General features: G+C 75.5%; 13 protein-coding genes. 5 read left to right on the plus strand and 8 right to left on the minus strand.

Annotated elements, in window-relative coordinates:
• Positions 1-174: 174 nt before the first annotated feature.
• The 5 genes from ACFV9M_RS40430 to ACFV9M_RS40450 all read right to left on the minus strand — a co-directional run bounded on the left by ACFV9M_RS40430 (position 175) and on the right by ACFV9M_RS40450 (position 4,918).
• Positions 175-321: a hypothetical protein gene (locus ACFV9M_RS40430; protein ID WP_385078287.1), complete on the minus strand. Its 147-nt coding sequence runs from the start codon at positions 319-321 to the stop codon at positions 175-177.
• Positions 322-490: 169 nt separating this feature from the next.
• On the minus strand, positions 491-2,089 hold the full coding sequence (locus tag ACFV9M_RS40435; RefSeq protein WP_385078258.1) for an FAD-dependent oxidoreductase: 1,599 nt from the start codon (positions 2,087-2,089) through the stop codon (positions 491-493).
• Positions 2,086-2,817, minus strand: coding sequence for a class I SAM-dependent methyltransferase (locus ACFV9M_RS40440; protein ID WP_385078260.1), 732 nt, complete (start codon positions 2,815-2,817; stop codon positions 2,086-2,088). The genes ACFV9M_RS40435 and ACFV9M_RS40440 overlap by 4 nt, the downstream gene beginning before the upstream one ends.
• A 78-nt stretch (positions 2,818-2,895) precedes the next feature.
• Complete coding sequence (locus ACFV9M_RS40445) at positions 2,896-4,089, minus strand: lycopene cyclase family protein (protein WP_385078261.1); 1,194 nt, start codon at positions 4,087-4,089, stop codon at positions 2,896-2,898.
• Positions 4,090-4,294: 205 nt separating this feature from the next.
• On the minus strand, positions 4,295-4,918 hold the full coding sequence (locus tag ACFV9M_RS40450) for a sigma-70 family RNA polymerase sigma factor (RefSeq protein WP_385078264.1): 624 nt from the start codon (positions 4,916-4,918) through the stop codon (positions 4,295-4,297).
• Between the two features lie 396 nt (positions 4,919-5,314).
• On the opposite strand from ACFV9M_RS40450, the gene ACFV9M_RS40455 reads away from it, so the two are divergent.
• Genes ACFV9M_RS40455 through ACFV9M_RS40470 form a run of 4 tightly spaced genes read left to right on the plus strand, consistent with a single transcriptional unit; the run spans position 5,315 to position 10,693 of the window.
• Entirely contained in the window at positions 5,315-7,045 is a 1,731-nt protein-coding gene (locus ACFV9M_RS40455) for a polyprenyl synthetase family protein (RefSeq protein WP_385078267.1), read from the plus strand.
• A complete protein-coding gene (gene crtI / locus ACFV9M_RS40460) occupies positions 7,042-8,589 on the plus strand; it encodes a phytoene desaturase family protein (RefSeq protein ID WP_385078270.1) in 1,548 nt (515 codons plus the stop codon). The genes ACFV9M_RS40455 and crtI overlap by 4 nt, the downstream gene beginning before the upstream one ends.
• Complete coding sequence (locus tag ACFV9M_RS40465; protein WP_385078273.1) at positions 8,586-9,650, plus strand: phytoene/squalene synthase family protein; 1,065 nt, start codon at positions 8,586-8,588, stop codon at positions 9,648-9,650. The genes crtI and ACFV9M_RS40465 overlap by 4 nt, the downstream gene beginning before the upstream one ends.
• A complete protein-coding gene (locus ACFV9M_RS40470; protein ID WP_385078276.1) occupies positions 9,647-10,693 on the plus strand; it encodes a DUF5914 domain-containing protein in 1,047 nt (348 codons plus the stop codon). The genes ACFV9M_RS40465 and ACFV9M_RS40470 overlap by 4 nt, the downstream gene beginning before the upstream one ends.
• A 347-nt stretch (positions 10,694-11,040) precedes the next feature.
• Here the strand turns inward: ACFV9M_RS40470 and ACFV9M_RS40475 are convergent, their stop codons facing one another.
• On the minus strand, positions 11,041-11,289 hold the full coding sequence (locus ACFV9M_RS40475) for a WhiB family transcriptional regulator (protein WP_385078278.1): 249 nt from the start codon (positions 11,287-11,289) through the stop codon (positions 11,041-11,043).
• A 472-nt stretch (positions 11,290-11,761) separates the two neighbouring features.
• Here ACFV9M_RS40475 and ACFV9M_RS40480 point away from each other — a divergent pair, with 472 nt between their 5' ends.
• Positions 11,762-12,895 (plus strand): MerR family transcriptional regulator, encoded by a 1,134-nt coding sequence (locus ACFV9M_RS40480; RefSeq protein ID WP_385078281.1) that lies wholly within the window; start codon positions 11,762-11,764, stop codon positions 12,893-12,895.
• Positions 12,896-13,164: 269 nt separating this feature from the next.
• Here the strand turns inward: ACFV9M_RS40480 and ACFV9M_RS40485 are convergent, their stop codons facing one another.
• Positions 13,165-14,010: an RNA polymerase sigma factor SigF gene (locus tag ACFV9M_RS40485; RefSeq protein ID WP_385078284.1), complete on the minus strand. Its 846-nt coding sequence runs from the start codon at positions 14,008-14,010 to the stop codon at positions 13,165-13,167.
• Between the two features lie 245 nt (positions 14,011-14,255).
• Positions 14,256-15,917: a cellulase family glycosylhydrolase gene (locus tag ACFV9M_RS40490; protein WP_385078285.1), complete on the minus strand. Its 1,662-nt coding sequence runs from the start codon at positions 15,915-15,917 to the stop codon at positions 14,256-14,258.
• Between the last annotated feature and the right edge of the window lie 224 nt (positions 15,918-16,141).

Consider the following 16,141-nt stretch of genomic DNA (forward strand, 5'->3'; position numbering starts at 1 on the left):
CCGAGCCCGCGGGCGGCCGGCGGCGGGCGGCCCGGCGCCGGCCCGGGCCCACGCGCGACCGGGTGCACGTGGGCCCGGGCCCCGCGCGCCAGGGGCCGGGGGCCGCCCGGCTCGTGCGGGCGGCCACCGGCCCCTGATACGGCGTCACCCCGACGGCTTGTCCGGCCTGCGGGGTCAGCGCCTGCCCCGCAGCCTGCCGAGCAGCCGCTGGGCCTGGGCCCTGCGGCGCGGGTCGGCGGAGGCGCGGCGCACCTGCTCCATGGCACGGCGCCCCTGCGGGCTCCTGCTGAACTGCTTGATCTTCTCCAACATCCCTGGCACGGCTGCCTCCTGGAACGGTCGACGGCGAGGCCGGTTCGGCAAGGCCTGTGTACCGACGCGTCTACCCCGGTCCCGCCGCCTCACCCCTGCGGGCACCCCTCCGGCGTGACGGCCCCGGGGTGGCGGCGTGCCAGGAGACGCGTCCCTGGTCTGGGGGCGGGGGGGCCGGTCATGGTGCCGCGCGTGTGCCGGCGCCGACCGGGCCGGACCGGTCGGCGCCCCACCGCGCGAGCAGCCGCAGTGCCGCGCCGCGTCCGCGGTCGGGAACGGTCCACAGGGTCTGTCCCCGGACGCCCCAGCGCTCCAGCAGGGCGTTGGCGGCGAGGAAGCCGCTGGTGGCCGCGCGCTCCATGAGGGCCACCGGCAGGTCCGTGCGGACCAGGTCGCCGGCCACCACCAGGCCCGGGTCGCCGGTGCGTACGGTCGGCCGGTCGCCGTGGCCGCCGACCGGGAACAGCGGGCAGTCGGCCCGCCACTCGTGGCGTTCGTCGACGACCGTCGCCGCGCGCGTCTCCGGGTACACCCGGTGCAGTTGTGCGACCAGGCGTTTTTGCTCGACGTCCCGGACCGCGCCGTCCGGCAGGGCGTAGGCGTGCAGTTCCACGACGGATCCACCGCGGCGGGCGCTCCAGTGGGCCGCCTCCGACTCCCAGCGCTCCAGCACGCTGACGTTGTCGAGGGTGCCGTAGCCGCTGGTGCCCAGGAAGCCGGGCCGGTCGGCGGCGACGGGCCGGTCCAGCCACAGGCGGCTCACGAGGAACGGCGGCGCGGTGCGCAGCCGGGCGACCCGTTCCCGCCACGCGGCGTCGGCCAGCTGCGGGGAGCGGCCGACGAGGGCGCGCAGACCGCCCGTGTCCAGGGCCAGCACCACGGTGTCGTACCGCCGCTCCTCGTCGCGCGCGGCCACGGCGAAGCCGCCGTCCGGCGTGGGCTCGACGCTGTCGACGGGTGTGCCGGTGCGCAGGTCGGCGCCGTGGCCGCGCAGATAGCCGGCGAGGGGGTCCCACAGGGCGGCGGGGAAGGGGTCGACGGGTACGTCGAAGAGCAGGCCCTCGGCCGAGCCGAGGAAGTAGATGTGGAACATCAGCACCATCTCCGCCGCCGACAGCTCCCGGGGGTCGGCGAAGAAACTGCGGGAGAACACCTCGAAGGCGAGGTGGTGCGCGGCCTCGGGGAAGCGGATCGACTCCAGGAAGTCGTGGGCGCTGACGTCGTCGAGCCGCTCGTACACGTCGGGTACGCGGACGTCGAGGAGGGGCAGTGCCGCGACCGGGTTCATCCGGGCGAGGTCGCGCGGCCGGAAGGTGGGGCTCAGGGCGACGAATCCGAGCGCGCTCCACGGCGGGGTGCGCGGGACGTGCCGGAAGCCGTCGTGCAGCCCACCGCTGTGCCGCAGCGGGTAGTCGGGCAGCGCCCGCAGGCGGGCGAGTCCGGGATCGGTGCGCCGCAACAGGCCGCGCAGGTTGTAGTACTGGCGGAAGAACGCGTGGAAGCCGCGGCTCATGGTGACGGCGGAGCCGTCGCCGAGGGTGGTCGGCCAGCCCGCCAGCCGTCCTCCGAGGGTGGATCCGCGTTCGTAGAGCGTGACGTGTACGCCCCGTTCGGCCAGGGCGGTCGCGGCCGCCAGGCCGGCGATGCCGCCGCCCACAACGGCGGTCGTCGGGCGGCGGTCACCGGTGAGGCGTGGCGTGCCCTCGGGAGGTGGCAGCCTCCGTGCCCGCCGGTCCCTGCCGTGGCGCGTCGCGTCCGGACGCCGGGGCCCGGTCATCGCCCGGCCGCCGTGCGGAGGCCGGGGCGGCGGGCGACGACCGTGTGGGTGATGCCGGTCTGCCATCCCGGCAGGGGCAGCACCTGTACGTGCTCGAACCCGGCCGAGCGGACCCGGTCGGCGAAGCCGTCCGCCGTGTCGAACCGCACCACGCTGTGCCACAGGTGGCGGTACAGGGCGCCGTCGCCCAGGAGGGTCGCGACGGGCAGGACCAGACCCCGGCACACCGCCGTCCACACCGCGCGGTGCGCGGGCCGGCCGCTGAGGGCGTACTCGTGCACCGCCAGCCGTCCGTTCGGCGCCAGCACGTCGCGCACCGCCGAGAGCACCGCGCCGGGGTCGGCGGCGTTGCGGAAGAGGTAGGCCGCGAACACGGCGTCGAACGGCCCCGCCAGGCCCGCGTCCGCCAGGCGTTCCGCCGGGGCGTGCACGAAGGTCACCCCCGCGCGCCACCGTTTGGCGGCCGCCCGGTGCAGCATGCCGGCGGAGGCGTCCACGGCGGTGATCCGGGCGTCGGGGAAGACGGCGGCGAGCGCGGCCGTCGACGCGCCGGTGCCGCAGCCGAGGTCCAGGACGCGCAGCCCGCGCCCGCCGTGCGGCAGGCGCAGGCGGCGTGCGGAGCGGCGCAGATGGGCGTGGTAGCCGGGGTTGGCGGCGACCAGGGTGTCGTAGCTGCGAGCGGCGTGGTCGAACGCGGCGGCCAGCTCCGCGTCGCGCAGCAGGGTCATGCGGTCTCCTCGGTGGGGTGCGGGGATCTGTCGGGGGCGGGGATCCGCCACATGCACGGAGCGCTTCCACAGTGGCGGTCAGGGGCCGGGGAAGGGCCTGCGGGGCAGGAAGGGAAGTTCGGCGGCGGAGCGGAGCATCGGCAGTACGGGGGTGCGGGCGCCGACGGCGAGGTCTTCGTGGAGGCGGGTGCGGCCGTCCAGGAAGCGCAGCAGTCGCTCCATCGGAACGTGCGAGAAGAGCCGCGCGAAGAACGCGGCACCGTCGACCCGGCCGCTGTCCAGGGCGCGCAGCATCACGGCGTCCATGGCGCGGGAGCGGGCCGAGTGGGGTGCGGGCGGCAGCGGGTGGCGGCCCGCCCGCAGGGCGTCCGCGACGGCCCTCGTCTGCCGCTGGACGGCGGAGAAGGTGTAACCCGTCGACGGCCGCGTGGCGCCTGAGGCGGCGCCGATGCGGAAGACCGACGGAGCCGCGCGGCGGGGGAACCGCGCGTCGGTCATCGGGATCACGCCGGTCTCCGTCGAGGTGACGCGGACCGGGCCGAGGCGGAGCACGTCCTCGGTGTAGTGGCGCAGCGCGGCCTCGTAGTCGTGGCGGGACAGGACGGCGCGGGAGAACTCGGTGTACTCCACGAGGGCGTCACGGCGGCCGGTCGGCAGGACGTAGCCGAAGGCCAGTCCGTGGGACGGCTGCGGCACGCGGAAGTCCATGAGTCCGACCGTGCCGGGGTCGAAGACGGGCCGGGCGGTGCGCACGAACCAGCCGTGGAAGTGCTGCAACAAGGTGGTGCGGGCCGCCGGGAGGCAGCCGGGAGGCCGGGAGTCGAAGACCCAGCGGGCGCGTACGGTCAGCGCGCGGCCGTCGGCGCCGCGGGCACGGACCTCGGCTCCGCCGGCCGCCGCGCGCACCGTCTCGACGGTCGCCTCCAGGCGGCGGACGTCGTCACTGCCCGCGAGGTCGCGGGCGACGAACGCCTCGAAGTCGTCGGAGCGGAGCATCTTGTAGCGCAGCGGCGCGATGCCGTCCTCGACGGTGCGGCCCTCGGGGGTGTGGATCCGCAGCCGCTCCCACTCCGTGGTCAGCGCGGCGTCGTACGGTCCCGGGCCCGCCTCCCAGAAGCACCAGGTCCGCCGCGGCGGGCGCAGCCGTCCGGGCGGGGCGTCCACCAGGACCACCGACGGGCGGCCGCCTCCGGGGGCGGGGCGCGACAGCCGGTGGGCGAGGGAGAGTCCCGCGGCTCCCGCGCCCACGATGGCGACCTCCGCCTCCAGCACGAACCGCTCCCTCCCTGCGCGCGTCCGGGGTGCTCCCGTGGGAAGCATTCCTGCTCGGGGACCCCTTCGGATGCAGGCCACGCTGGGCCGTCGGGGTGGTGCCGCCGGTGGCCGGACCGGACCGTGCTCGTTCCCGCATCGTTCCGCATCGTTCCTGCGTCGTTCCTGCATCGTTTCCGCGTCGCATCGTTTCCGCCCGCGCGGGTCACCCGGCGTTCGCGTACACGCCGTCGTCCTCCAGGCAGCGGCCGAGCCGGTGCAGTCCGCGCCGGGCGTGGCTCTTGACCGTGCCCAGCGGCCAGCCGGTGAGTTCGGCGATCTGGGTCTGGGTGAGGTCGTCGTAGAAGGCGAGGGTGAGGACGCGGCGTTGCGGGGCGGGCAGCTTGGCGAGTTCGTGCCCGAGCAGGACGCGGTCGAGCACGGCGTCGGGAGTGTGCCGGTCCCCGGTGGTGACGGACATCCGCGCGCCGGCCGCCGCGACGAGTTCGGCGCGGCGCGTCCGGGCCGACAGCGCGTCGGCGACCTTGCGGCGGGTGATGCCGACGAGCCAGGCGGACAGGGTGCCGCGCTCCGGCAGGAATCCGGCGCGTCCCCGCCAGGCCGCCAGGAACACGGTCTGCGTCACGTCCTCCGCCTCCCGGGCGTCCCCGAGGGAGCGTCGCGCCAGGGTGTGGACCAGGGACCCGTACCGGTGGTAGGCGGCGGCCAGGCAGACCTCGTCGCCGGCGGCGAAGCCCGCGGCGAGTTCGTCGTCGGTGAGGGCGTCCTCGGTCGGAGCCCACGGCGGAGCGGTGTCGAGGGTGGGCCCGGCGGCCTGCTGTGCGGTCATGGTGTCTGCTCCTCGTACGGGCGGTGTCCGGCCCGTACGGGAGGCGCGGCCCCTCGCGGGGGCCGTCCACCTCGCCGGAGCCGGGGTGCCGGTCGCGCGGGGCGACCGCGGCTCCTCCACCATGCGAAGCGGCTAATCGATGCAGCAACTTGCATCGTCTCTGCATCGATTAGCCGGTGCGATTCGTTGCGTCGCGCGCGTCGCGCCACGTCGTCGCCATGTCGCCGCTGCGTCGCCGCCGCGCCGCGCCACATCGCCCCGCTTTCGCCGGCCCGATCCGCCCGTCGACGGACGTGAACAAAGCGCGACTGTCCCCCGGTTGGCGCATCCGTGCCCGTCCTCGACGCGGAATGCGTTCAGTGTGGGCCGACTCCGATCACGACGAGAGGAACCGGGATGCGCCCGAGCAAGGCGAAGGAACACCCCCTGGCCGGGCCGCCGCCCGGCGTTCCCCTCGTGGCCCGGCGACACCGCGCGGACCACCCCCCGTCCCGCGCGGGCGACCCCTTGTCCCCGGTGGGCGCCCCCTTGTCCCGCACGGACGACCGCACGTCCCGCACGGACCACCGCACGTCCCGCACGGACGACCGCACGTCCCGCACGGACCACCGCACGTCCCGCACGGACGACCGCACGTCCCGCGCGGGTGAACGCGGCCCCTCCCCCGACAGCCGACCGGAAGGCGCCATGCCCGCCCTCTTCCCCCTGGACGTGAACGACCTGCCCGCGATCGACCGCGACGTGCCCGGAGCCGTGGGTCGAGTCCTCGACCACCTGCTGGCCGAACGCGTCGAGCACGCCGCCGCCCTGGACCCCGTGTTCGCCCGGGACCTGGCCGAACGTGTCGCCCGCTGCACCCTGGAGGGCGGCAAGCGCACACGGCCGCGCTTCGTGTGGTGGGCGCTGCGCGCCTGCGGCGGAGGGGCCGGCGCCGCGGAGGCCGCCCTCCGCGTCGGCGCCGCCCTCGAACTGATCCAGACGTGCGCGCTGGTCCACGACGACGTGATGGACGGCTCGCGGCTGCGGCGCGGACGGCTCGCCCTGCACGCCGACGTCGCCGCCCAGTACGCCGGCACCGTCCCGCCGGAGCACGGCCCGCGATTCGGCGAGGCCGCGGCCGTACTCGCCGGGGACCTGGCGCTGGCATGGGCCGACGACGTCGTCGCGGCCACCGAGCTCGCGCCCGGCACGGCCCGCGCGGTGCGCGAGCTGTGGAGCGCCATGCGCACCGAGATGGTGGCCGGCCAGTACCTGGACGTCCAGGGGCAGGCCACCGGCGCACGCTCGGCGGCCCGTGCGATCCGCGCCGCCTGTCTCAAGAGCGCCCTGTACTCGGTGGAGCGTCCGCTGGCCCTCGGAGCCGCCCTGGCGGGTGCCGACCCCGCGCCGACCGAGGCCCTGTGCGCGGCGGGCCGGTGCGTCGGGATCGCCTTCCAGCTCCGCGACGACCTGCGCGACGTCTTCGGCGACCCGCGGCACACCGGCAAGCCCTCCGGCGGCGACATCCGGACCGGCAAGCCCACCTACCTGACCGCCGTGGCGCGGAACCGGGCCGAGGCGGCCGGTGACCGGCGCGCGCTCGCGCTGCTGCGGCACTCCCTCGGCCGTGCCGACCTGTCCGACAGCCGGCTCGCCGAGGTACGCGACGTCCTCGTCACGACCGGCGCGCGCGACGCCGTCGAGGCGAGGATCGACCGGCTGGTCGCCCGGGGCATGCGTCACCTGGACTCCCTGGACCCCGCGGCACTGGAGCCGGAGGGCCGCTCGCGCCTGCGCGAGCTGCTCCACGCCACGGCGGGCGGCGCGATCCCGGCAACCGCCGACGCCTCCCCGGAGACTGCCGGCGCGACCCCGGCAACCGCCGACGCCTCCCCGGACACTGCCGGCGCGACCCCGACAGCCCCCGGCGCGACCCCGGCGGGATCGGGGCCCCGGGCAGCTCCTGCGCCTTCGCCGGCCCCTCGGCCCGCCGCCACCGCGACTCCCTCCGGGCCGGCCGCACGGCCCTCCGCCGCCCCACCGCCCTCCCCCGCCACCCGGCCCACGTCGCCCTCCCCTGTGCGGCCCGAGGACGACGCGTCCTACGCCCTCCTGCTGCGCATCGGCGCCGAGGGAGCCGCGCGATGACGCGGACCCTCCCCGGGCGCACGGACCACGTCGTGGTGGTGGGCGCCGGGCTCGCCGGCCTGGCCGCCGCGCTGCACCTGCTCGGCGCCGGACGGCGGGTCACCGTCGTCGAGCGCGACGCGCTGCCCGGCGGCCGCGCCGGGCGCCTGGTGCGCGGCGGCTACCGCATCGACACCGGTCCCACCGTGCTCACCATGCCGGACCTCGCCGACGAGGCCTTCGCCGCGGTCGGCGACAGCCTGCGCGACCGCGTCGACCTCATCCCCCTGCACCCGGCCTACCGGGCGCTCTTCGCCGACGGCAGCAGCGTCGACGTGCACACCGACGCGGACGCGATGGAGGCGGAGGTCGAGCGGTTCGCGGGCGGCGCGGAGGCGGCCGGCTACCGGCGGCTGCGGCACTGGCTGGAGCAGCTGTACCGGGCGCAGATGCGGCGCTTCATCGACACCAACTTCGACTCGCCCCTGCACCTGCTCACCCCCGACCTGGCCCGGCTGGCCGCGCTCGGCGGGTTCGGCCGCCTGGACGCACGGATCGGCCGCCATCTGCGCGACGAACGCCTGCGCCGCGTCTTCTCCTTCCAGTCGCTGTACGCGGGTGTCCCGCCCGCCCGCGCCCTCGCCGCGTACGCCGTCATCGCCTACATGGACACCGTCGCCGGCGTGTACTTCCCGCGCGGCGGCATGCACGCGCTGCCGCGGGCCATGGCGGACGCCGCCGCGGACGCGGGCGCCGACCTGCGCTTCGGACGGGACGTCACCCGGCTGGAGCGCTCCGGCGACGGCGACCGGATCACCGCCGTCGTCACCGCCCACGAGCGCATCCCGTGCGACGCGGTCGTCCTCACCCCGGACCTGCCGGTCGCCTACCGCCTCCTCGGCCGGACGCCGCGCCGCCCCCTGCGCATCCGGCACGCGCCGTCGGCCGTCGTCCTGCACGCGGGGACCGACCGGACCTGGCCCCGCCTCGCGCACCACACGCTGTCGTTCGGCGCGCGGTGGCACGGCACCTTCGACGAGCTCACCCGCACCGGCAGCCTGATGAGCGATCCGTCGTTGCTCATCACCCGCCCCACGGCCACCGACCCGACGCTCGCGCCGCCCGGCCGCCATCTGCACTACATCCTCGCCCCCTGCCCGAACACCGACATCGGGCCGGACGCGGCCGCCTGGGGCGAGCTGGCACCGCGGTACCGCGACAGCCTCCTGCGGGAGCTGGAGCGGCGCGGGCTCGACGGCATCGCCGCGTCCGTCGAGGACCAGACCCTCGTCACGCCCGCCGACTGGCAGGCCCAGGGGCACGCGGCGGGCACGCCCTTCTCCGCGGCCCACACCTTCGCGCAGACCGGCCCGTTCCGCCCGCGCAACCTGGTCCGCGGCACCGAGAACGCCGTGCTCGCCGGGTGCGGCACCACCCCGGGCGTCGGCGTGCCGACCGTTCTGCTGTCCGGCAAGCTCGCCGCGGCCCGCATCACCGGGCGCACCACCCCCTCCCCCGCCCGCCGTCACGGCCTGCGGGCCACACCGGAAGGAACGCACTCATGACCGGCCGTGAACTCGACGCCGCGGGCATCACGGATCCGGCGCTGCGCGACGCCTACACGCGCTGTCGCGCGCTCAACGCCCGGCACGGCAGGACGTACTTCCTCGCCACCCGGCTGCTGCCCGTCGCACGGCGGCCCGCCGTCCACGCCCTCTACGGCTTCGCCCGCTGGGCGGACGACATCGTCGACTCCCTGGACGACGGTCTGCCGCGCCACCGCCGCGCGCGGGACTTCGGGCGCCTCCAGGCGGGCCTGGAGCGGGGGCTGCGCGACGGCGGCAGCACCGAACCGGTGGTGCTGGCGCTCGCCGACACGGCCCGCCGGTACGCCATCGACCACCGGCACTTCACCGACTTCATGGCCGCCATGCGCAGCGACCTGGAGGTCACCGACTACCCGACCTACGACGACCTGCGCGCGTACATGCACGGCTCCGCCGCGGTGATCGGGCTGCAGATGCTGCCGGTCCTCGGAACCGTCGTCCCGCGCGAGGAGGCCGCCCCCCACGCGGCCGCCCTGGGCGTCGCCTTCCAGCTGACCAACTTCCTGCGGGACGTGGGCGAGGACCTCGACCGCGGCCGGGTCTACCTGCCCGCCGACCTGCTGCGCGCGCACGGCGTGGACCGCGGGCTGCTGTCCTGGAGCCGTGCCACCGGCCGCCCCGACCGGCGGATCACCGAGGCGCTCAGGGCCTTCGAGGGCCTGACCCGTGGCGTCTACCGCGAGGCGGCGCCGGGGCTGGCCCTGCTCGACCCGGTGTCCCGCCCCTGCATCCGCACGGCCTTCGTGCTGTACGGGGGCATCCTGGACGCGGTCGCCGCCGACGGGTACGCGGTGCTGCACCGCCGTGCCGTGGTGCCCCGCCGTCGGCGGGCCGCGGTGGCCGCCGACGGACTGCTGCGCCTGGCCGCCGCCCGCGCGGCGGCACGCACCCGGGCACGGGCACGCCAGACACCGCCGTCCGGTCCGGGACGGCCGCCCACCCGGATGACCGGGCCGTCCCGGACGTCGTGGCCCGGCATCCCGCCCTCGTCCGAACGGCTGCCCGAGGAGGCCGCGTGAGCCCCGACCGTTCCGTCCGGCGCGGACGGTTCCCGCTGTCGCTGCGCAGCGACCCGGTGGCCTGGGAGCGGCAGCGCCCGACATGGCGCGAGGCACGCCCGGCCGTGATCGCCCGGGCGCTCAAACGCGCCCAGGCACGCCCCTCGGGCAACTGGTACGTCGTCGGGGCCACCCGCGACGTGCGCGACGACCGGCCCCTCGCCCGGACGGTCGCCGGCCGGGAGGTCGTCGTCTGGCGCGACGCGGCACACCGGCTGGTCGCCGGGCCCGGTGTCTGCCCGCACCTCGGCGCGCCGCTCCGGGACAGCCCGGTGCGCTGCGGAACCCTGGTCTGCCACTGGCACGGACTCGCGCTGCGCGGCGGCCCGTTCGCGGGCTGGGAGCCGCTGCCGGTGCACGACGACGGCGTGCTGGTGTGGGTGCGGCTGGACGACGTGGGCGGCGAGCCGCCCCTGGACGAGCCGGTCGTACCGGTCAGGCCCGCCCTGGCGGACGCGGTGTCGGCCGTCTACGTGGGCGTCGGCACCTGCGAACCGGAGGACGTCGTCGCCAACCGGCTGGACCCCTGGCACGGCGCGTGGTTCCACCCGTACTCCTTCGTCGACCTGACCGTCGTCGACACTCCCGGAACGTCCCCGGCCGACGACGGGGAGGAGCCCGGGGGCGGGGCGGCGAACGGGGACGGTTTCGCCGTCGACGTCTCCTTCAAGCTGGCCGGACGGCTCGTCGTCCCGGTGCGGGCGGTGTTCACCGCGCCCGAGCCGCGCACCGTCGTCATGCACATCACCGAGGGCGAGGGGCAGGGGTCGGTGGTCGAGACACACGCCACCCCGCTGGGCCCGGACGCCCTGGGCCGGCCGCGGACAGCGGTCGTGGAGGCGGTCGTGGCCGCCTCGGACCGCCCCGGCTTCGCCGCGGCCCGCACGATGGCCCCGCTGCTGCGGCCGCTCGTACGGGCCGCCGCAGGACGCCTGTGGCGGGACGACCTGGCCTACGCCGAACGGCGCTGGCACCTGCGGTCCACGGGCCGGTTTCCCGGTTGAGCCACCACCGGCCGGTTTCCCGGTTGAGCCACCACCGGCCGGTTCCCTGGCTGAACCACCACAGGCCGGTTTCCCGGTCGAGCCACCCCGGCCGGTTCCCTGGCTGAGCCACCACGAGCCGGTTCCCTGGCTGAGCCACCACGGGCCGGCCGCCGTCCACGCCACGGGCCGGCCGCCGCCCGCACGACGGGCGGTTCGCCGGCCGCACCACGGGCGGTTCGCCGGCCGGATCACGGGCGGCCACCGTCCGCACCGCGCGCCGGCCGTCGTTCGCCGACCGCCGGCCGCAGTACGGCCCGGGCCGGGCCGGGGTGGACCGGGGAGGGGACGACCGGGCGCGTCCCGGCTCAGGGGTCGTCGCCGGACGTCCTGCGCCGGAAGAGCACGTCCCGGCGTTCGCCGGCCGTCATCGCGCCCCACACGCCGTCCCGTTCGGCGTTGCGCAGCGCCCAGGAGGCGCAGGGCACGAGGACGGGGCAGCGCCGGCAGACCGCGCGTGCCTGCTCGATCTGCCGGCGTGCCGGGCCGTCCTCGCCGATCGGGAAGAAGAGCTCAGGGTCCTCGGAGCGGCAGGCCGCGGCCTCACGCCAGTTCACGCGCCACCTCCCGTCCCGTCCGGAGCCCGGGGGCGTCGCCGGAGAGCGGCGCGCGACGGCCGTCACAGGGAGAAGACATCATCACAACCTCCGCCGTCGGTCGGGCCGCGCCGTCGGGGCAGCCCTCACCGGTAACGCGGTGCCCGGAGCACCGCCGACCCGGCAGAGGTACGGAGAAATATATGCGCTCTTCCACCGTTTCGGCCATGGTTGTCCGGCAAGACGCAGGACGGGCGGGAGCGGGGACGCGGGCGCGGCCGGCGGGGCGGAGATCCCGGTCACCGGCCTGATCACCGCTTCGCATCCGTTCGGCGGCGTCCGGCGGAACACCGTACGAGCCACACGGGCCGCCAGGAGCCCGTTCGGCGTGCGAGACGAGGCGAGGACCTGTGGTGAGCCGCAGATTCCCGGCGACCGGCCCCCTCGGGGGAAGCGGCGCCGCCCCAGATGCCGTACGGCGCGGAGGTGCCCGGTGAAGGTGAGCCCCCGCGCGTCGGCCGGAACGGCGGAGGTGGGGGTGACGACCGGTTTCCTGGCCCGCAGGCTCGGTGTGTCCCCCACGACGTTGCGCTCCTGGGACCGCCGCTACGGGCTGGGGCCCGCCGTGCGCATCGACGGCAGGCACCGTCGCTGGTCGCCGGAGGACGTGGCCATGGTGCAGGAGATGTGCCGGCTGACGGCCTCGGGCGTGCCTCCCGCCGAAGCCGCGCGCGCCGCGAAGGAGCGGGCACGCGGCCGTGGCACGGCAGCGGGCACGCTCCCGGCGGTGGACGCGCAGGCGGCCCGGGGTCCGGGAGCGTGTCCCTCACCGCCGCCGGTGCCGGACACGGACCAGGGGCCGGATCCGGACCGGGCCTCGCACTCCCCCAGCGGCCTGCCACTGGGGGACGTACGCCAGGAGTGCCGGGGCCTGGCCCGCGCGGCCGTCCGGCTCGACGCGTCGGCGGTCCAGGAGCAGCTGACGGCCGTGGTCCGCGCCTACGGGCTGGTCACGGCCTGGGAAGAGGTGATGGTGCCCACGCTCCGGGCGGTCGGCCGGAAGTGGGAGTCGTCGGGCGACCGGTACGTGGAGGTGGAGCACCTGCTGTCCTGGCACATCTCCGCCACCCTGCGCCACCTGTACGTGTCCCGGGCGCGGCAGGACCACCGGCCCGGCACCTCACCGGTGCTGCTGGCCTGTTCCCCGGGCGAGCAGCACACACTGCCCCTGGAGGCGCTGGGCGCCGCGCTGGCGGAGCTGGGCGTACCCGCGCTCATGCTCGGCGGCGCGGTCCCGGCAGAGGCGGTGGTGGCGACGGTGCGGCGGGTCGGCCCCTCGGCGGTGGCGCTGTGGTCGCAGTCACGGTCCACGGCGAGCCTGCCGCTCGCCCAGCACGTCGCCGCCAGCCGGTGGGGGGTACGCGGCGCCCGGACGCAGAGCGTGGTGCTGTTGTGCGGCCCCGGCTGGGACCGGCGGTCCGTGGGGCCCGGGCTGCTGCGACCGCCCGGTCTGCGGGAGGCATTGCGGGCGCTCGCCTCGCCCGACGCCCCGGGGACGCCCCCGCTCGGGCCGGCGGGGCTGCCGGCCGTACGGGACGACGCGGCGCTGCGGCGTACGCGCGTGTGACACGGCGCTGCGGCCCATGCGCGTGTGACACGGCGCGGGGGCCCACGCGCGCATGATGCGGGCCGCGGCCCGCGCGCGTGAGGCACGGGGCTGCGGCCGGCGCGCGTGAGACACGGGACTGCGGCCTGCGCGCGTGAAACAGGTGACTGCGACCCGCGCGCAGGACACGACGCCGGAGCCCGCGCGCGCAGGACACAGCACGGCGGCCCGCGCGCGTGGGACACGCTGCGCGGGCCGCCGAAGCACGACCTGTCTGTCGTCCGGGCGGGTCACTCGGTGGTGAGCATGCCCTCACGCAGCCGGGCCAGGGTGCGCGACAACAGCCGCGAGACGTGCATCTGCGACACCCCGAGGCGCTCGCCTATCTGGGCCTGCGTCAGTTCCTCCACGAACCGCCAGTGCAGGATGCGGCGGGAGCGCTCGTCGAGCTCGGCGATCATCGGGGCGAGCGCGTGGAAGTCCTCCACGAGCTCCAGCGCGCCGTCCTCGTCCCCGATGAAGTCGGCCAGGGCGGTCTCGCCGTCCTCGCTGCCGCCGATGGCGGCGTCCAGGGACGACGACCGGTAACCGTTGGACGCCAGGCGCGCCTCGATGACCTCCTCCTCCGGAAGGTTCATGAGCTGCGCCAGCTCACTCACCGTCGGCGTCCGGCCCAGCCGGCTGCTCAGTTCCTCGGTCGCCCGCGCCAGCTGCACCCGGGCCTCCTGAAGGCGGCGCGGAACGTGCACGGCCCAGGTGGTGTCCCGGAAGAACCGCTTGATCTCGCCCACGATGTAGGGGATCGAGAAGGAGGTGAACTCCACCTCGCGGGACAGCTCGAACCGGTCGATCGCCTTGATCAGACCGATCACGCCGACCTGGACTATGTCCTCCATCTCCTCCGGGTCGCGGCTGCGGAACCGCGAGGCCGCGTAGCGCACCAGGGAGATGTTCATCTCGATCAGCGTGTTGCGCGCGTACTGGAATTCCTCGGTCCCCTCCTCCAGGACCGCCAACTGCTCGAAGAACAACCGGGTCAGCTGTCGCGCGTCCTTCGGAGCCACCTTCGAAGGATCCGCGACCTCCGGCAGTCCGGCGGTGTGCGTTGCGGACCGCAGCGCCGTCTCCGTCATCATGTTCCCTCCCAGGTGGACCGATATCTGCACACCGCCCGCCTGCCCGCCCTCTCGGCGCTCACACCCATGAATTTTGTTTGATGGGTGTTCGGATGGCGGAGGACGGCGCTATCGGACCTCTCCCGCACGGTGGTTGAGGTGCCCCGAGCCGGGGAGGCACCCGGCCGGGGCGGACCGGGTGCCTCCGGACGGCCGACCGGGTGCGGGGCCGACCACGGAGCCGGGTGCCCGTCGGTGACGAGACGTCAAGCGGTGCTGCAGGTGGTGCCGTTGAGGGTGAACGCGGTCGGAGCGGTGTTGGTGGCGCCCTTGGCGCCGATGAAGCCGACGGTGACCGAGCCGCCGGCGGGGATGGCCGTGGTGTACGAGGCCGGGGTGACGCTGACCGTGCCGCCGCTCTGGGCGGCGGTGCCGCCCCACATGTTGGTGACCGTCTGGCCGTCGGCGAAGGCGAAGACGAGCGTCCAGCCGTTGACGGCGGCGGTACCGGTGTTGCGGAGCGCGATCTCGCCCTGGAAGCCGCCCGGCCACTCGCCCACGACGCGGTAGCCGACGGAGCAGGACGCGCCGGGGGTGCCGCCGTCCTCCGCGGTGGTGACGCCGACCGTGGCCGAGCGCGGCGAACGGTTGCCGGCCGCGTCCCGGGCGTAGACCGCGAAGGTGTACGCGGTGTCGGCGGTGAGGCCGGTCAGGGTGGCGGTGTTCGTCGTGGAGACGGCGATCCTGGTCTCGGCGTCGTCGGCGACGCGGACGACGTCGTAGCCGGCCACGCCGACGTCGTCGGTGGACGCGGTCCAGGTCAGGGTGGCGGAGGTGGACGTCACGGCCGAGGCGGCCGGGGTGCCGGGGGCCGTCGGTGCCTGGGTGTCGCCGGAGGTACCGCTGTAGACCGTGGCCTCCTCGGCGGTCTCGGCGATGCCGTCGGCCCCGTTGAAGATGCGCTGGCCCCAGGAGCTGAGCTGCGTCGGGTCGAAGCCGATCGCCAGGTCCAGGATCGGGTCGGTGTTGCCGCTCCAGGACCAGGCCAGGTAGCCGAGGTCGAGTTGCTCGGCGGTGGCCATCATGGTGTCCTCGTCCGGGTCGCCCCACTGGTCGGCGGGCCCGCCGAACTCACCGATGAGGATCGGCAGTCCGGCGGCGACGAAGGCGTTGAGGTAGTCCGTGATCTCCGCCGCCGTGTCGAAGACGCTGTACATGTGGATCGAGAAGATCAGGTTGCCGGTGGTGTCGGCGTCGTACACGGACTGCGCGTTGGCGCGCATGACACCCTGCCAGTCCTGGCCCCAGTTGGGGGCATCCACCATGATCGTGTGCTCGAATCCGGCGGCGCGCAGCTTCTCGACCGCGGCGATGGTCGGCGCGGTCCAGCCCGCGGGGTCGGTGTTGCCCCAGGGCTCGTTGCCGATGTTGATGACGACGTGGTTCTCCTCGCCGGTGAGCACGTCCTGGAGGCCGATCCAGTAGTCGGCGGCGTGGTCGAGGGTGCCGGCCGCGGCGTCCTCGCCGTAGCCGGTGGTGTCGTGCACCTCCAGGACACAGATCAGGCGGTTGGCCTTGCACTGGGCGATGACGTTCGCCACGTCGGCCGGGCTGTTCTCGCTCCAGCGGTGGCCGTCGGAGAGGACCACGCGGACGGAGTTGGCGCCGAGCGCCTTGATGTCGGCCAGCGACTGGAGCTCGCCCGGGTACCAGGTGTGGGCGTGGTTGACGCCCCGCATGACGAAGTCGTTGCCGTTGCCCTCGAGCAGACGGCCGTCACTGATGTGCAGGCCGGTGGCGAGGGCGCGGGGGGACTCGGCGGCCTGGGCGGTGGCCGGAGCCAGGAAGCCGAGGACCACGGCGAGACCGAGCAGCGTGGCAAGGGTGGGCAGGAACCTCTTTCGTGGCGCGCTTCGTGCTCTTCTCACTGCGACTCCAGGAGTGAGCGCCCGGAACTCAGGCATCGGAAGGATGAGTGGGAGCGCTCCCATGAAGCCACTGTGCCAAGTACACGTCAAGGCATCGCGCAGAGAGCGGTTGCCACGACCGTCCGCGTACGCCGTCGGACACCGCGCGCGACTTCGAACGTCGGGCGTCGGGACGTCGAACACAGCCGTCGGCCGCTGGCGCGCGATGGCGGCGCGGCCGGCCG

It is taken from the genome of Streptomyces sp. NPDC059895, assembly GCF_042731035.1.
Lineage (GTDB): Bacteria > Actinomycetota > Actinomycetes > Streptomycetales > Streptomycetaceae > Streptomyces.